The following is a 16,508-nucleotide window of genomic DNA, read 5'->3' as shown; positions in this document are numbered from 1 at the left end:
CGGGCATTTTCGCTGCCCCGCAGACAGGATCGGCAGGAAGAATGGCTTCATTTTCCCACGAAGGATTGAATCTCGCATATCGCCAGGAAGGCGATCCGGACGCGCCGGCGGTTCTCCTTCTCCATGGCTTCGCGTCCAACATTCGCGTCAACTGGGTCTCGCCCGGCTGGTTTCTGACGCTGACCGAGGCCGGCTACAACGTCATCGCCATCGACCACCGCGGACATGGCGCCAGCGACAAGCCACACGATGCGGCTGCCTATACGCCCGCCCAGATGGCGGCGGACGCGCTGGCCCTGACCGAGCACCTCAATATCAGGAAGGCCGCCCTTTTCGGCTATTCCATGGGCGCGCGTGTCGCGGCCTTCGCCGCGCTGAAAGCGCCGGAGCGTTTTCCCGTCCTGGTTTTCGGCGGCCTCGGCATCGGGCTGGTCAAGGGCGTCGGCTCCTGGACACCGGTCGCCGAGGCTTTGCGGGCGCCCTCCCTCGATGATGTGACCGATCCGAAAGGGCGGATGTTCCGCTCGTTCGCCGACCGCACGGGAAGCGACAAGGAGGCCCTGGCGGCCTGCATCTCCGCCACGCGGCAGGAGCTCACCGCCGAGGAAGTCGGCCGGATCAGGCAGCCCGTTCTGGTCGGCGTCGGCACCAAGGATGACATCGCGGGCTCGGCCGAGGAACTCGCCGGGCTGATGCCCAATGCCGAGGCTTATGAAATTGCCGGCCGCGATCACATGCTCTCGGTCGGCGACCGGCACTTCAAGGCCGAGGTGTTGCGTTTCCTCGCCGATCAGCGCCTTTTCCTCTAGAGCGGCGAGCGAGTCGGCCCACGTGCATCGGCGCGGCATGGGCGACGGCAAAGATCGAACTCGTCGGCGGAGCGGTTGATTTATCTCCGCGCCTGACCCTAATTGATGTGGACTTTCCCGCCTTCACGGCGACAGGGAGCATCCCGATGACCTTTGCGTGCTGGCAGAACCAGGACCGACTCGAGGGAGTCGATCCCATCTGGGCGAGAATTCGCGAGGAAGCCGAGGAGGTCGTTCGTCAGGACCCCATCCTGGCGGGGTTCCTCTATGCGACGATCCTGAACCATCCCAGCCTCGAAAACGCTCTGATCCACCGCGTTTCAGAGCGCCTCGACCATCCCGACGTGCCGGCGGTCCTCATTCGCCAGGCGTTCGACAGCATGTGGCGCAACGACCCCAGCTGGAGCGAGACGCTTCGCATCGACCTTCAGGCGGTGTTCGATCGCGATCCGGCGTGCGAGCGCTACGTCGAGCCCCTGCTCTACTTCAAGGGCTTTCACGCCATCCAGACCCATCGGCTGGCCCACTTCCTGTGGGAGAGCGGCCGGCGGGATTTCGCTCTCTATCTTCAGTCGCGATCGTCGGCGGTCTTCCAGACCGACATTCATCCGGCCGCCACGATGGGGCGCGGCATCTTCCTCGACCATGCCACGGGCCTCGTCGTCGGCATGACGGCGTCGGTCGGCGACGACGTGTCGATCCTGCAGGACGTGACGCTGGGCGGGACCGGCAAGGAGTTCGGCGACCGCCATCCGAAGATCGAGAAGGGCGTGCTGATCGGCGCGGGCGCCAAGATCCTCGGCAATATCCGCATCGGCAAATGCTCGAAGATCGCCTCCGGCTCTGTGGTGCTGAAGGCCGTTCCGCCGCATTCGACGGTGGCGGGCGTTCCGGGCCGCATCGTCGGAACCACCGATGAAAATGGCGAGCCCGCGCGGGCCATGGATCAGACCATCGACAAGCCCGAATAGCCACTCGTTCCGCAACAACCATTGGAAAACCGCACCGGACTTCTAGCTAGGCCGGTGCAAAGAAGGAGTCCGCTCGTGAAGCCCGAAGAAATCCGAAAAGTGCAAGGCTATCTGAGGTCGCGCTTTCCGCAGACGCCGATCCAGGTTCGCGCCCTGCCCCGCAAGTCAGATTCGGCGGAGGTCTATATCGACGAGGAATTCGTCGGACTGATCGCCAAGGACGAGGAGGAGGGCGAGCTCTCCTACCACTTCACGATGACGATCCTCGACATCGACCTGGAATAGCTGACCGATCCGTCCCGCGCGGCCCGAGAAGGCGGCGCGGGACCGCCCTCGGGTTCTATCGAACGCTGCCCACGAGCAGGTTGCGATCGTCCTCGATCGATGTCCACCGGCTCGGATTGTTCTCCGCCTGGCGTTTCAGGTAGATATAAGGCGTCTGCGCCCACGGCAGGATCTCGTTGTCGAGATTGTCCAGGATGAATTCGCCGGCATCGGTGCGCACCGTCAGCACCGCATGGCCATCGCCGCTGGTCTGGCGCACCACCGTGATCAAAAGCGCCGAACGCGGAAAGCCCTCCCGCTCCAGCATGTACTGCTTGAGGAGCACATAGTCCTCGCAGTCCCCTTCGGTGGTGGGATAGGCCCACTTCTCCGGCACGCCGTAGATGTCCTGATCGGTGCGGGGAATGATCGCCGTGTTGACGGTCCTGTTCACCTCGATCAGCTTCGACCAAGTCGCCGAGGTCAGCTTGATGACGCCCAGTGGCCCGCTCGGCCTACACTCGTCGGCGTACTGCTGGCAGAACTCATAATGACCGATCGGCTGCGACGTCGGCCCATGCAACATCATGCGTGACGGCTGCCCTGCCGAGGACGGCGAGCTAGCCACGGCCGCGGCCACCAACGTCATCGCCGCGACGCTTCTGCTGATTGTCTTCACGTGGTCTTCTCCCCGTTGTTCATGGGGAAGATGACACATCCATTTTACTTTGAGACAAAACGGCGTCAGGCAATTTTACCCGAATTTTCTGACAATTGTACACGTCTATACTTTACAGGCCCGCACCATCGCCGCGTGAATTTGATTCAACTTGTCCCATTTCGGGTTGTCCCATTTCGCGCCGCGACTCGCAGGCAATATCCCGCCACCGTCAGCCGGCATTCGCAAGCTGGTGCGCCCGCTACGCACAGGAAAACGGGCGGCAGATAAGCCCGCTGCGCGGCGCGGCGGCCTCACTCCTCCTCCTCGTCCGGCCTCGTTTCGGCGGAGAGAAACTCACCCAGCGGCGCAATGGGCTCGATGTAGCTGGCGAAGATCTTGACCGAGACCATAAGCGGGACGGCGAGAAACATTCCGGTGACGCCCCAAATCCAACCCCAGAACGCCACCGAGAGAAACACCGCAGCTGGATTCATCTCCAGGCGCCGACCGACGATCATGGGCGTGACGAACTGGCCCTCGATGGTCGTGCAGGCGAGATAGCAGGCGACGGGGACGAGCGCGTTGCCGAGGGTGCCGAACTCGGCAAGGCCGATCACCCCGACAATGCCCATGCCAACAATGGCGCCGATATAGGGGATATAGTTCAGGAGCGTCGCCAGCGCGCCGAAGATCAGCGGTGTCGGCATCCCGACCAGCCAAAGTGCCATGCCAACCGCGATGCCGAGCCCGGCGTTGATCATGGTAATGGTGAAAAGGTAGCGCGATAGCTCGCGCTCAATGTCGTGCGCGATGCGCAACGCCCTCTTTTTGTCCGAGAGGGTGGACATCGATTTCACGAGCTTTTGGTAAAACAAGTCTCCCGAGGCCAGCAGGAAGAACAGAAAGACCAGCGCGAAACCGGTGCTGGCCATGATCTGCGGCAGAGCCGAGGCAGCGTTATCGATCAGTCCCGGCGTTTGGACGACGACCTCCTGCGGCTTGTCCGAAGCCGGTGCCGCAGGCGCGGTCTCGTCCTGGCCCGCCACCGTCTTTTGCGCCTTGCGCAGGCGATCCAGCCGGCTGCGCACCGAATCCACCTGCTCGTTGACCGCCGACGCATAGCGTGGCGCGTCGCGGACGATGTTCGATATGGGATCGCTCAGCATATAGAAGCCGAGGAGCAGCGTGAGCAGAGCCCCCACCACCAGGACGACGGCGGAGATCGGCTCCCAGATCTTTAGCCGACGGCGCAGAAACCGCACGATGGGGCTGAGCACGAGCGCAAAAAGCAGCGCGATCACCACCGGCAGGATGAAGCTCGCCGCAAGATACAACGCACCGAAAAACAGGATCAGGAAGATGCCGACAATGGCCCAGCGCGGCCCCGAGCCGAACATCTGGTTGTTCACCAACCCGATCGCGGGAGCGACGATGGTCGTCTTGTCGTCGGAGGACTCATTCGTCGGGTTTTGCACTGTCATCTCCCATCGGCCGCAAGTAACGGGCAGGAGAGTGCGATTGTTCCGTTGAGCGTCCGCGATCCGATGGGCAAAAGCGCGCGGCCGCCGCGGCCGCGCGCTGCGACGTCAGTGCAGGATCTGCGACAGGAAGAGCTTGGTGCGCTCGTGCTGCGGATTGGTGAAGAACTCTTCGGGCACGTTCTGCTCAACGATCTGCCCGGCGTCCATGAAGATGACCCGGTCGGCAACCTGCCGCGCGAAGCCCATCTCGTGGGTGACGCAGATCATCGTCATCCCCTCTTCGGCGAGCCCCACCATGACGTCCAGCACTTCCTTGATCATCTCGGGATCGAGCGCAGAGGTCGGCTCGTCGAAGAGCATGATCTTCGGGTTCATGCAGAGCGAGCGTGCGATGGCCACGCGCTGCTGCTGGCCGCCGGAGAGCTGGCCGGGGTACTTGTTCGCCTGCTCGGGGATCTTGACGCGTTCGAGATAGCTCATGGCGACCTCCTCGGCCTGCTTCTTGGGCATCTTGCGAACCCAGATCGGCGCGAGCGTGCAGTTCTCGAGGATGGTCAGATGCGGAAAAAGATTGAAGTGCTGGAAGACCATGCCGACCTCGCGGCGCACTTCCTCGATCTTCTTCAGGTCGGAGGTCAGCTCGATCCCATCGACGATGATGGTGCCCTTCTGGTGCTCCTCCAGACGGTTCATGCAGCGGATCATAGTGGACTTGCCGGAGCCGGACGGACCGCACACGACGATGCGCTCGCCGCGCTTCACCTTGAGGTTGATGTCACGCAGCACATGGAATTCGCCGTACCACTTGTTGACGGCGATGAGCTCCACGCCGACCTCGTGTAGCGCCTCGCTTCCCGCGTTGGTCGATCGCACGGTTCTGTTCGGCTCTGCCATGAATGAAGCTCCGTTCCTATTTGTGTCCGGTGTCGAGCCGCCGCTCCATGAAGATGGAATAGCGCGACATGCCGAAACAAAACAGCCAGTAGATGAAGGCCGCGAAGACCAATCCGGTCGCCGGGGTCGACGGCGTGATCCAGTTGGGATCGTTGAACCCCCGGCGCACCGTGCCCAGCAGGTCGGCCAGCCCGATGATGTAGACGAGACTGGTGTCCTTGAAGAGGCCGATGAAGGTGTTGACGATGCCGGGGATCACCAGCTTCAGCGCCTGCGGAAGAATGATCAGCCGCATCTTCTGCCAGTAGGACAGCGCCATGGCGTCGGCGGCCTCGTACTGCCCCTTGCGGATGGCCTGGAGCCCGCCGCGCACGACCTCGGCCATATAGGCCGCAGAGAACAGAGCCACGCCGACCAGCGCGCGCAGGAGCTGGTTGAAGGAGACGCCGTCGGGCATGAACAGGGGCAGCATGAACTGCGCCATGAAGAGCACGGTGATCAGCGGCACACCGCGCCAGAACTCGATGAAGATCACCGACAGGAGGCGCACCGCCGGCATGTCGGACCGACGGCCGAGCGCGAGGAGGATGCCGAGGGGCAGCGAAGTGGCAATGCCGGTGACGGACACGACCAGCGTGACCAGAAGCCCGCCCCACAAATGGGTCGGCACCTCGGGAAGGCCGAAATCAACAGAGAGCACGGCCAACGCCGCGGCGATGAGCACGGGAACGAGCAGCGCCGTGGCCGCGACACGCCCGCCGCCGCCCCGCTGCAAAGCGGCCGATGCGACGGACAGGATCGAGAGCGCGGAAAGCACCAGAGCACTGAGCGAGAAAGCGGTGAAACGCAGCCCCAGGAAAGCGATGCCGGCGCGGCTGGACGCGGCGGAAAGCAGAAGCGCCAGAACGGCGGCAACCGCCAGCCCCGCTGCCGCCCGCATCAGCGGACGCTCGAAATCCAGATCGCTGCGGCTCGGCACGACAATGAGCGTTCCGAACGCGGCCAACATGGCAAAGAACGCGACCTGTCCACCCGAGAAAGACAGGCGACCGCCCGTCAGCAGCACGAAGGCGACGAACGGGAAGACGCCGAGCAGCAACGCCGCGTTTAGCCCCTTCTTCGGCACCGACGGAATAAGAAGGCCAGCGGTCAAGATCGCCAGCAGCGCGAAGACCGTGTTGACGCGCCAACGCTCGGGATCTGGATAAAGGCCGTAGATGAATTGCAGGAACTTGGACGAGACGAAGATCCAGCAGGCACCGACCTCGCTGTCGCCCGTGGCGACACACGCCGTCCGATCGCTGCCGGAGAAAACGGCATCGAACAGTGCCCAGCCGAGCAGGTTCCACACGGCCCAGACGACGACGAGCAGCGTGACGAGGCTGATCGCCGCATCGAGCGGCGTAGCGAAGAGGTTTTTTCGCGCCGTCCCAATGATCCCGGCGTTATCGGCGGGCGGCGGGAGCGGCTGCTTGAATTCCTCGGAAACATAACGCGTGACGTGTTCTTCCATCGGACGGTCCCTCCCCCTCAGCGCTCGACGAGGGCCATCTTGGCGTTGAACCAGTTCATGAAGGCGGACACGATCAGGCTGAACGTCAGATAGAAAAGCATGCAGATGATGATGATCTCAACCGACTGACCGGACTGATTGAGCACGGTGGAGCCGATGGCGAAAAGGTCTGGGTAGCCGATCGCCAGCGCCAGAGAGGAGTTCTTGGTGAGATTCAGATACTGGCTGGTGAGCGGCGGGATGATGACGCGGAAAGCCTGCGGCACGACAACCAAGCGAAGTGTGTGTCTTCTGCTGAGGCCCAGCGCCTGCGCCGCTTCGGTCTGCCCCTTCGACACCGAAAGGATGCCGGCCCGGACGATTTCGGCGATAAAGGCGCCGGTATAGACGGAAAGCGCAAGAAACAGCGCCAGGAACTCGGGCCGGATCTGGAACCCGCCGACCAGATTGAACGTGCTCTTGGCGGGAAACTCCAGCGCTGCCGGCATGCCCGTCACGAGAAACGCGACGACGGGAAGGCCGACGATGAGACCGAGCATCGGCCAGAGAAGGCGCCTGCGCTCGCCCGTCGCCATCTGGCGCCGCCGGTTCACCTGATAAAGAACGATCGCGACCACCACGCCGACCGCGAGAGCCGCCAGCGAAATCCAGGCAATTTCCTCGAAGGCGACTCGCGGCGTCTGCAGTCCGCGATTCGATATGAACGCGCCGAAAGGCAGCGAAACGGCTTGCCTCGGCATGGGCAGGACCGCGAGGACGCCGAAATACCAGAAGAGGATGACCAGGAGCGGAGGGATGTTGCGGAAGGTCTCGACATAAACTGTGGCGAGACCGCGCAGCAGAAAATTACGGGACAGGCGACCGATGCCGACAATGAAACCGAGGACCGTCGCCATCGCAATGCCGGTGCCGGCGATGATCAGCGTGTTGACGACGCCGACGAGAATCGCCCTCGCATAGGTGGCATTGCTGGAGTAGTCGATCGGCTGCTGGGAGATGTCGAAGCCGGATCGTCGGTCCAGAAAGCCGAAGCCCGAGGCAATGTGGGCTTGGGCGAGATTGCGGGAGGTGTTGTCGACGATCCACCAGACGAAGCCGATCAGACCGACGACCAGCACCAACTGAATGAAGATCCCGCGAACGACCGGGTTGTTGATCAGCGAACCGAAAGACCGCGTTGGCGGCAAGGTTGGGGTTTCAACCGTCATCTGCATCCGTCAATCATTGCGAACATTGCATCCCGGCTCCTCGCGGGCATACCGGGACCCGGCACCGAACGAAGCATTCGGCGCGGGCCCAGGTTCTTGACGTACGCTGCGATCAGCGGATCGGCGGGGCGTATTGCAGGCCGCCCTGGGTCCAGAGCGCGTTCTGGCCACGAGCGATGCCGAGCGGCGTGTTCTTTCCAACGTTGCGCTCGAAGATCTCGCCGTAGTTGCCCACCGCCTTAATGATCTTCACCGTCCAGTCGGCATCGAGACCGATCTTGCCGCCGAAGTTCTCACCGACGCCAAGCAGGCGAGCGAGATTGGGGTTCTGCCCCTGGCCGGCGTCCATCGCTTTCTTCTCCTGGTCCACCAGGCTGTCGACGTTGCTCTGGCTCACGCCCAGTTCCTCGGCGTCCAGAAGGGCGAAGTGGACCCACTGAACCAGGTTGAACCACTGATCGTCGCCCTGGCGCACGACCGGGCCGAGCGGCTCCTTGGAGATGATCTCGGGCAGCACGACATGATCGTCGGGATTGCTGAGCTCCAGACGCGAGGCGTAGAGGCCGGACGCATCGGTGGTGAGGACGTCGCAGCGGCCGGTATCATAGGCCGAGTTCACGTCGCTCTGCGCTTCGATGACGACCGGGTTGTACTGCATGTTGTTCTTGGCGAAATAATCCGCCAGGTTCAGTTCCGTCGTCGTGCCGGACTGGACACAGACCGTGGCGCCGGAAAGCTGGAGCGCGGAGTTGACCCCCAACCCCTTCTTCACCATGAAGCCCTGGCCGTCGTAGTAGTTGACGCCGACGAAGTTCAGGCCGAGCGAGGTATCGCGGTCCATCGTCCACGTGGTGTTGCGGGCGAGAACATCGACTTCGCCGTTCTGGATGGCGGGAAAGCGCTGCACGGCCGAGAGCGGCGTGTACTGGACCTTCGAGGGATCACCGAAAATCGCTGCGGCAATCGCCTTGCAGTAATCGACATCCAGACCCTGCCACTCGCCCTTGTCGTTCTGCGATGCAAAGCCCGGCAGGCCGGTGTTCACGCCACACTTGAGAGTGCCGCGCGACTTGACGTCGTCCAGCGTCGCCGCCGAGGCGGCGCCTGCTGCCACCATCGCCACGGTCAATCCGAGTGCGGTCGTCAGGAGCTTCGATTTCATCAGGTACCTTCCCATTGATCGCGGTGACTGCTCAAATTCTTTGTCGAATGGTCTTCCCTCAGCGAAAACGCAGGGGCAGACTGCTCGGAAGGTGGAGAACCACCATCCCTGATTGGATCACATGCCATAAATTTCAGCAGGTCAAGCATGTGACGCGGTTTTTCCGCAGTTCCACCCCGACAACTTTTGAGTGCCTCGAATCAGAGCGGCTAAGAGCAGAAATTGAGCAACAAAAACCCCTCCTCTGACCAAAACATAGCCACGCGGCTCGTCCATATGGGCCACGAGCCTCACAGCTATTTTGGCTTCGTCAATCCGCCCGTCGTCCATGCGTCCACGGTTCTTTACAAGAACAGCGAGTCGATGCGGAATCGCAGTCAGCCATACACGTATGGCTTGCGCGGCACACCGACGACGGACGCCCTCGAGCGCGCTCTGAACGAACTCGAGGCAGCTCATGGAACGATCCTCGTGCCATCTGGCCTCGCGGCGATCACGGTGCCGCTTCTGGCGTTCCTTTTGGCGGGGGATCACCTGCTCGTGGTGGATTCTTGCTATTCGCCCACTCGCCATTTCTGCGACACCGTCTTGAAGCGGATGGGCGTGGCGGTCGAATATTTCGATCCGGCCCTCGGCACCGGTATCGAGGCGCTTATTCGGCCGGAGACGCGGGTGGTTTTCCTGGAGGTTCCGGGCTCGAACACGTTCGAGATGATGGATGTCGCGGCGGTTTGCGAGATCGCGCACCACGCCGGCGCCGTGGTCATGATCGACAACACCTGGGCGACGCCCTTGTTCTTCCGGCCGCTGGAACACGGGGTTGATCTTTCGATCCATGCGCTGACCAAATATCCTGGCGGTCATTCCGATGTGATGATGGGCAGCGTCTCCGCCAACGAGACGACCTACAAGCGTCTGCGCGACACGCAGATGGCGCTTGGCATCAACGCCGCACCCGACGACACCTATCTGATCATGCGCGGCCTCAAGACGATGGGCGTCCGGCTCGCCCGCCATCAGGCCTCCGCCCTCGAGATCGCGCGTTGGCTGGAGGGGCGTCCTGGCGTCAGCAAGGTGCTTCATCCGGCGCTGCCTTCCTTTCCAGGGTTTGACCTCTGGCAGCGACAGTTCGGCGGATCGAGCGGCCTTTTTTCATTCGTGCTGGAAGGAGGCCGTCCAGCTGCCGCCGCATTTCTCGACGCCCTTCAGATCTTCGGTCTCGGATATTCCTGGGGCGGGCATGAGAGTCTTGTCGTGGAGGCCGACCTTTCGGACCGGACGTCGGCAAAAGCGCCTCTCGACGGAGCGGTTATCCGGCTTCAGATCGGTCTTGAGGATGTCGGCGATCTGATGCGGGACATCGACCGGGGCCTGGAGGCCGCGATCGCCGCCAATGGGACGTGTCGCTGACACAGCTTGGTGATATTGTCGGGTGAATCGGCAGTCCCGCGGTCGCGCATGTCTGTTTCGACCGTGGGACATATGGCGGGCGACTTCGACCTCCTTGTCCGGCCGGCAGAACAGCGCCGTAAGCGCTCTCAGATCGCCAGCCTCCGCAGTGCAGCCACCGGCGAACAAGGCCGTACGAGTGACGATGATAAAATCCACGCTTCTTATTGCAGTCTCGGCGGTCGCCTGGGTGGGGGGGTGCGCGACGCCGGAGCCGTCGCTGCCTCCGCTGTTTGGATCATCCGCCTCCGCCACAGAGCCGCCTGCGACGGCAGGCGACTGGCGTCCGCGCGGAGGGTTCTTGCCCGGGGCCGTTCGGGAGAAGTTGAAGCCGGCGCAGTCTTACGGGCTGACCGTTGAGGAGCGTGCCGCGCTGGAGAACGTCGTGCGTCAGGCCTACACCGTTCCCGAGGCGGCGCAGATCCTCACCGTCACGGCGGGGCGAACCGCCACTGGCTCGATCGTCGCCTGCGGCACCGCCAACGCTCGCCGCTCCGACGGCACGATGAGCGAGGCGCGGCTGTTCCGTGCCGAGGGAGTGCCAACGGCATGGGGCGTGCCCGATTTTCAGCTCAAGCAGATGGCCGCCGCCAACGCCAGCAGCATCGAGGTCTACGCCGCCTGCCGCGACCTGGGGCTGGTCTGAGATCAGGAAGGGCGGAAGCAGTTGATACCGACCGTCTTGGCGATCGCTGACATAGGCCGCCCCTTTTTCGCCTCGTCGGTGAGACGTCTGGATTCCGCAAGAACTCGCGACCCCACGTCTTAGGAGCGGTCTGTTACCCATGTCTCCGGGTCGGACAGGAAAATGACTGGCGACCCCGGCAGGACTCGAACCTGCGACCATCGGCTTAGAAGGCCGGTGCTCTATCCGCTGAGCTACGGGGCCGATGCGACGCAGTGGCCGCAAGTGCGGGTCGAAACGGAGCGAGCGCGATCCGGCCGCCCTCGCCTGTTGGCTTTGCGTCTTTTTCCATTCGAAGACACCGCCCTCGAATGCAGATCATATTCCCGATCGTCTATCTTGAACGCGACAATATGTGGCGCGCCATTCCGGCGCAGCCTTCGTCGTGATGGCGCCTCAATGCGTCCAGGGCTGGCGGCGATCGTAGCGGAAATTGTCGGAGTAGGAGACCCTCGCGCGCTTCGGCTGCTGCGGCTCCTCGACCTTGTAGGGAATTCCATTCCGCTCGGCATATTCCACCGCTTCCTCCTTGGTATCGAAGGACATGCGGATCTGCGCCTTCATGTCGGAGGATGAGGTGTAGCCCATCAGCGGCTCCACCGCCTTGGGAACCTCGGGCTCATAGAGCAGCACCCAGTCCCGGGTCCGGGCCTTGCCCGATTGCATGGCCGTCCGAGCGGGCCGATAGATTCTCGCAACCATCATCCGCCTCCGTTGCCGGCCGCCGCCGAGTCAACATTCCAGCCGAACTGGTCGGAGCGGCAGGATTCGAACCTGCGACCCTCTGCTCCCAAAGCAGATGCGCTACCAGGCTGCGCTACGCTCCGATCATCCCGGTCGTCTGGGATTTGGCGGGTTTTGCCGGTCGCGTCAAGGGATGGCGGCGGTATGGCAGCGCGGGCGCAAAGAAAAAGCCATGGTAGCGGGCCGGCGGCTCGACCGATGCGGCATCACGGCTCGATCCGCTCATGGATGAGCCTGTCGCCAGGTTGGGCCTTCAGGCGCGCCGCCGCGCCGCCGTTGAGCTCCAGCACGAAGCGGACGGGACCTTCCGAGTCGATCAGGCTCAGAGACAATGGCTGCGCGTTCGCCGCGATCCTGGTGATGACGCCATGGTCGTCCAGGAACAGCATGTCGAGCGGAATCAAGGTGTTCTTCATCCAGAACGTAACCGGACGGGGTTCATCGAACACGAAGAGCATGCCGTGGTCGTCGGGCATGGACTCGCGAAACATCAATCCGGTCGCACGCGTCTCAGGCGTATCGGCAACCTCCACCGAGATGGCATGCTCACCGCTGGCGGTCTTCAGAATCGCCTTGGAATCCGCTCCCGCGGCGAACGCGAACACGACCGCACCAAACGCGACGATCAACGCGGCAATAGCGCCGCGCACCCAACCACGACGGAAGGACATGTCAGTGGGAGGCCGGCTGAACCGGGCCGCTTTCGGGGTGAACTTCCGCGGCCATCAATCCCTTGGTGCCTTCCCCGAAACGCACCAGCACCCACTGGCCGGGCCGCAATTCCGTCATGCCGACGCGCCGCAACGTCTCCATATGGACGAAGATATCCTCGGTGCCCTCCCCGCGCGACAGGAAGCCGTAGCCCTTCGTGCGGTTGAACCACTTGACGAAGGCGCGCTCAAGGCCGCTGGTCGGAACAACGTTGACGTGAGTGCGCGAGGGCGGCAGCTGCGACGGATGAACAGCCGTCGACTGATCCATCGAAAGAATGCGGAAAGCCTGAAGCCCCTTTTCGCCGCGCTGCACCTCGCAGACAAGACGCGCCCCCTCCAGAGCGGTGGTATGCCCATCGCGCCTGAGGCACGTCACGTGCAGAAGGATGTCCGGTCCATCGCCGTCCGGGACGATGAAACCGAAGCCCTTGGCGACATCGAACCACTTGATATGACCCGAAACCACATCGAGCCCAACGGAGGTCTGTCCTGCGGAACGAATCTCTTCAGAGAACTTCGCAGAGGTTTTGCCTGGCATTCTAGGGCCCGCCTCTTACGCCAACCGAATCACACTGAAAATGAGAATAGCATTTTATTCGTTCATGTCAGCATGCCGCTTTCTCATGAATAAAATTTGATACGTGTCGCGCCGCAATATGCGGAACAACGTATAGATGACCGGCGTTCCTTTTGGCTCAGGCGTTTAATGCACGGATTTTCGCCCTTTCACGGCATGACGCAAGGGAAACAGTGCTTTCGACGCGCGAAAACTGATATATAGACGGCTCTGATCAATGAGGTGGCTTAATATCAGCGCCACGGGTTCGACGTGCCTGGCGACAGCCAATCCGGCAATGCGATTGTGCAGCCTCCCCTTTGCGAGAAGCCGCCCTATTCCATACAGGTCAGCGCCCGCCCTCTTGGTTGCGGGTCCGCATACATCACAGGAGTATCGATGCGCTATCTTCACACCATGGTTCGAATTCGCGATCTCGACGAGTCGCTGGACTTCTATTGCTCTAAGATGGGGTTCGTTGAAGTCAGAAGAACAGAGAACAGCAATGGCCGTTATACCCTGATCTTCCTCGCCGCTCCGGACGACGTTGAGGCCGCGCGACAGGAGCGGGCGCCGCTTCTTGAGCTGACCTACAATTGGGATGCGGAAACCTATTCAGGTGGGCGCAACTTCGGCCATCTCGCTCTGGAAGTCGACAATATCTACGATTACTGCCAGAAGCTGATGGACGCTGGCATCGTCATCAATCGCCCTCCGCGTGACGGTAACATGGCATTCGTGAAGTCTCCGGATGGCATATCGTTTGAGCTGCTGCAAAAGGGCGAGCCGTTGGCAGCTGCCGAGCCGTGGCAAAGCATGGCCAATACCGGGTCGTGGTAAGCACTGTTGGGATGTGACACATTGGTCACAGTTTGCCTGTTTGCCTTGCTATCGCCGCAATAACGCCATATGGACGCCCATAACAAAGGGTTAACGAGCAAGATGCGACAGGAATAACCAAGGGGACGGTTATTCCCGGATGGGGAAGGATCTCCGTTTTCACGCAAGCCAGACTTGGTAAGCGACTGGCGCATCATAGAAAATGGATGAAGTTCTCACATCAAGTGGAACTTCAAAGGAGAGGTGGACGGGGATTTGACGAGCGACATTGGTCGAACGCGCCGTCCGGCGCTTGTCACTTTGGCGGCCGCGACGGCTCTTGCTTCGCTCTCTTTTGTCGCGGGGTGCGTTTCCTCGGCCGACGACTCTTCTTCCCTTGGATTTGCCAACACCACTACCGCCGCCTCGGCGGGTGCTTCCGCGTCCGCCGAGGCCAAGGAGGGGGATGCTCCGACCGCGGATGCATCCGTCCCCTCCGACGCGGAGACGACGGTGGTCGCCGATGCTGCCCCGGCTAGCAGCGAGATGGCGGCAAAGACTCCCAGCGACGACGCGGGTGCTTCAAAGCCGGCCGATGCCGCCACCCTCATTCGGCAGACCGCAAAGGAGGCGGCGGGCCAAGTGAGCCTTGCGGCCTACGCGCCGAGCGCTCAGAAGGCACAACCGCTCCTTCGAGAGGCGTCGGCGGAAACCAGCCAAGCCGATCGTACGTTCTATGCGAGCCTCTTCAGCGAATCCCAGGCGAAGGTTCCCATTCGCAACACGGACAACAGCAAGTCCAGCCGGGTGATCGTGCCTCGATCTGGAGCGCCCGTGCCTGCAGGAGACGCGGGGGCACTTCCGGGCGTTGATCCCGATTCCCTGTTCGAGATCGGTCATCGCGCCTCTGCCGACGATGAGGACATGATCGAGGACGTCGAGCAGGGTTATCAGGTGGCGTCGGTGACCGGTTTGGCCCGCCTTGCGCCGAACGGGCTGATGGTCCAGCGGGAGGATGTGGAAACCTCCTGCTTCCCGGCAAAGCTCGTTTCGATGGTTCGGGCGGTGGAGCAGCATTTTGGCCAGAAGGCGGTGATCACCTCGGGCTACCGTAGCCCATCGCACAATCGCGCCGTCAACGGAGCGAAGAAATCCATGCACATGCTTTGCCAGGCGGCGGACATCCAGGTGCCCGGCGCCAACAGCAGAGCAGTCGCCGAATTCGTGCGCGCCCTGCCCGGCAGAGGCGGTGTTGGCACCTACTGCCATACGACGGCGGTTCACATCGACATCGGCCGCCAGCGTGACTGGAATTGGCAGTGTCGCCGCCGCAGTTCGCCCACGACACTGATCGCCCGCGCCAAAGATTGAACCCGGCTGGCGGCTGTCGACCGATATTATTCACAGCCTCGTCGATAAGCGCACGAGGCGGCTTGCGGTCTGCGCCGAAGCATCCTATACAGCCCTCCGCCGCGCCCATCGTCTAGCGGTCTAGGACGCCGCCCTTTCACGGCGGAAACAGGGGTTCGATTCCCCTTGGGCGTACCACTTCCCCGAAGTTGGCGGGTCTTTTCCTGCAAAATCTGTAGCGTGCCGCATCCAGCTGTGGCTTGATGAACAGGCCGCCGCATGACATGGCGGCGGAAGCGGCGGTCTCCAATCATCTCACGAAAAGCTGAGCCGTGTGGCGTTACGCCCGGCGTGCGCCGGAATATGCGCGCGCCAGCGTCTCTCGCAGGTTCAGAAACCATTGCATAATGTGGTCGAGCAGCAGGCTCGCGAGGCGGCACCGGGCCTCAAGCGAATTGTCGGGGTACACGGACGAAGTGACCTTCTCTATGACGATTGCGCACTGCCGCTCATGCGCACAGACGACCGGGCCTGGCCTCATTGGCAGGCGCGTCTGGCGAGCATGGCTGGACCAGCGCCGTTGGCCGATGCGGGTCCGTCTCGCATACCCTGGCGCGGCCAGCTCGCTGTTCGAGACCATATCGACCGTGAGAAGCTGCGGAAGGGGCTGTCAGGCTACGGGACGCGTGTCAGGGGGGCGTCACCCTCTCGGACGCGATCGAAGTCTTAGGCGTGAGTTGCGAACGATTCGAAAATCAAGAACGCCCTCTTCGGCAGAGGCAATGCGGGCAGATGGACCGCCCTCCAGCGCCGGCCGGGAATCTCACGGCGAAAGGTCGGGCCGGAGCATAGTTTGCCCAACGATGCACGGAACCACCGACGAGCTACACGGCGCAACACGACGGGCGATGCGCACTTCGCGAGGGGTAAGGCAGGGGGCGACGGACGTCTCCCGCCTCGCCTTCGACAGCGTTGGCCAAACTGAACCGCTGCCGGCGAGCGAGGTTCGAGTTATCGCGGCGTCCATCGAAAGGCATAAGCAGCTCCGGCGCGCCCCCCGCTACTGTTACGATCCATGCCCCCGCACGGGCAGCGACGGCGATGGCTCGGCCTGCGTCGGCAGGGCCTTGCCGTTTCGATTCACGCTCCCGCACTGGGGGCGACCTCTGTCATCCTGCTTTGGGAGGACGGGGCCGGGTTTCGATCCACGCCCCCGCACGGGGGGCGAC

The 16,508-nt window shown here is 62.5% G+C and carries 16 protein-coding genes and 3 tRNA genes; 8 read left to right on the top strand and 11 right to left on the bottom strand.

What is annotated here, in order from left to right; genetic code table 11:
• The first annotated feature begins 41 nt into the window (after positions 1-41).
• The 3 genes from B5D38_RS00435 to B5D38_RS00425 all read left to right on the top strand — a co-directional run bounded on the left by B5D38_RS00435 (position 42) and on the right by B5D38_RS00425 (position 2,065).
• Positions 42-809, top strand: coding sequence for an alpha/beta fold hydrolase (locus B5D38_RS00435; RefSeq protein WP_078706412.1), 768 nt, complete (start codon positions 42-44; stop codon positions 807-809).
• 146 nt (positions 810-955) lie between these two features.
• Positions 956-1,780, top strand: coding sequence for a serine O-acetyltransferase (cysE, locus tag B5D38_RS00430; RefSeq protein WP_078706411.1), 825 nt, complete (start codon positions 956-958; stop codon positions 1,778-1,780).
• A gap of 75 nt (positions 1,781-1,855) precedes the next feature.
• Positions 1,856-2,065, top strand: coding sequence for a DUF3126 family protein (locus B5D38_RS00425; RefSeq protein WP_078706410.1), 210 nt, complete (start codon positions 1,856-1,858; stop codon positions 2,063-2,065).
• Positions 2,066-2,120: 55 nt separating this feature from the next.
• Here the strand turns inward: B5D38_RS00425 and B5D38_RS00420 are convergent, their stop codons facing one another.
• From B5D38_RS00420 to B5D38_RS00395, 6 genes are all read right to left on the bottom strand, one after another.
• The gene (locus B5D38_RS00420; RefSeq protein WP_425349298.1) at positions 2,121-2,762 is read right to left on the bottom strand and encodes a transglutaminase-like cysteine peptidase; all 642 of its coding nucleotides are present in this window, start codon (positions 2,760-2,762) and stop codon (positions 2,121-2,123) included.
• A 254-nt stretch (positions 2,763-3,016) separates the two neighbouring features.
• Entirely contained in the window at positions 3,017-4,180 is a 1,164-nt protein-coding gene (locus B5D38_RS00415; RefSeq protein ID WP_245318689.1) for an AI-2E family transporter, read from the bottom strand.
• Positions 4,181-4,291: 111 nt separating this feature from the next.
• The gene (locus B5D38_RS00410) at positions 4,292-5,080 is read right to left on the bottom strand and encodes an amino acid ABC transporter ATP-binding protein (protein WP_078706409.1); all 789 of its coding nucleotides are present in this window, start codon (positions 5,078-5,080) and stop codon (positions 4,292-4,294) included.
• A gap of 16 nt (positions 5,081-5,096) precedes the next feature.
• Positions 5,097-6,593 (bottom strand): amino acid ABC transporter permease, encoded by a 1,497-nt coding sequence (locus tag B5D38_RS00405; protein ID WP_078706408.1) that lies wholly within the window; start codon positions 6,591-6,593, stop codon positions 5,097-5,099.
• Positions 6,594-6,610: 17 nt separating this feature from the next.
• Complete coding sequence (locus B5D38_RS00400; RefSeq protein WP_078706688.1) at positions 6,611-7,801, bottom strand: amino acid ABC transporter permease; 1,191 nt, start codon at positions 7,799-7,801, stop codon at positions 6,611-6,613.
• Between the two features lie 112 nt (positions 7,802-7,913).
• Positions 7,914-8,963, bottom strand: a complete 1,050-nt coding sequence (locus B5D38_RS00395) for an amino acid ABC transporter substrate-binding protein (protein WP_078706407.1) — start codon at positions 8,961-8,963, stop codon at positions 7,914-7,916.
• Positions 8,964-9,185: 222 nt separating this feature from the next.
• Here B5D38_RS00395 and metC point away from each other — a divergent pair, with 222 nt between their 5' ends.
• Together metC and B5D38_RS00385 are read left to right on the top strand one after the other, a co-directional pair.
• Positions 9,186-10,373: a cystathionine beta-lyase gene (gene metC / locus B5D38_RS00390; protein WP_078706406.1), complete on the top strand. Its 1,188-nt coding sequence runs from the start codon at positions 9,186-9,188 to the stop codon at positions 10,371-10,373.
• A gap of 340 nt (positions 10,374-10,713) precedes the next feature.
• On the top strand, positions 10,714-11,058 hold the full coding sequence (locus B5D38_RS00385; RefSeq protein ID WP_131829835.1) for a hypothetical protein: 345 nt from the start codon (positions 10,714-10,716) through the stop codon (positions 11,056-11,058).
• A gap of 167 nt (positions 11,059-11,225) precedes the next feature.
• Here the strand turns inward: B5D38_RS00385 and B5D38_RS00380 are convergent.
• From B5D38_RS00380 to B5D38_RS00360, 5 genes are all read right to left on the bottom strand, one after another.
• Positions 11,226-11,301, bottom strand: a tRNA-Arg gene (locus B5D38_RS00380).
• 192 nt (positions 11,302-11,493) lie between these two features.
• Positions 11,494-11,799 carry an ETC complex I subunit gene (locus tag B5D38_RS00375; RefSeq protein ID WP_078706687.1) on the bottom strand — a complete coding sequence of 102 codons (306 nt, stop codon included), beginning with the start codon at positions 11,797-11,799 and terminating at the stop codon, positions 11,494-11,496.
• 48 nt (positions 11,800-11,847) lie between these two features.
• Positions 11,848-11,924, bottom strand: a tRNA-Pro gene (locus B5D38_RS00370).
• Positions 11,925-12,047: 123 nt separating this feature from the next.
• Positions 12,048-12,512, bottom strand: a complete 465-nt coding sequence (locus tag B5D38_RS00365) for a DUF192 domain-containing protein (RefSeq protein ID WP_078706404.1) — start codon at positions 12,510-12,512, stop codon at positions 12,048-12,050.
• 1 nt (position 12,513) lies between these two features.
• A complete protein-coding gene (locus tag B5D38_RS00360; protein ID WP_078706403.1) occupies positions 12,514-13,092 on the bottom strand; it encodes a cold-shock protein in 579 nt (192 codons plus the stop codon).
• A 417-nt stretch (positions 13,093-13,509) separates the two neighbouring features.
• Between B5D38_RS00360 and B5D38_RS00355 the strand changes: the two genes are divergently transcribed.
• The 3 genes from B5D38_RS00355 to B5D38_RS00345 all read left to right on the top strand — a co-directional run bounded on the left by B5D38_RS00355 (position 13,510) and on the right by B5D38_RS00345 (position 15,477).
• On the top strand, positions 13,510-13,950 hold the full coding sequence (locus B5D38_RS00355; RefSeq protein WP_078706402.1) for a VOC family protein: 441 nt from the start codon (positions 13,510-13,512) through the stop codon (positions 13,948-13,950).
• Between the two features lie 255 nt (positions 13,951-14,205).
• Positions 14,206-15,300 carry a YcbK family protein gene (locus B5D38_RS00350; protein ID WP_078706401.1) on the top strand — a complete coding sequence of 365 codons (1,095 nt, stop codon included), beginning with the start codon at positions 14,206-14,208 and terminating at the stop codon, positions 15,298-15,300.
• Between the two features lie 101 nt (positions 15,301-15,401).
• Positions 15,402-15,477, top strand: a tRNA-Glu gene (locus B5D38_RS00345).
• Positions 15,478-16,508: the final 1,031 nt, after the last annotated feature.

This window comes from Consotaella salsifontis (genome assembly GCF_900167365.1).
GTDB classification, from domain to species: Bacteria; Pseudomonadota; Alphaproteobacteria; order Rhizobiales; family Rhizobiaceae; genus Consotaella; species Consotaella salsifontis.
Note: the sequence above shows the minus strand (reverse complement) of the source record. Positions and strands in the feature narration are given on the sequence as shown.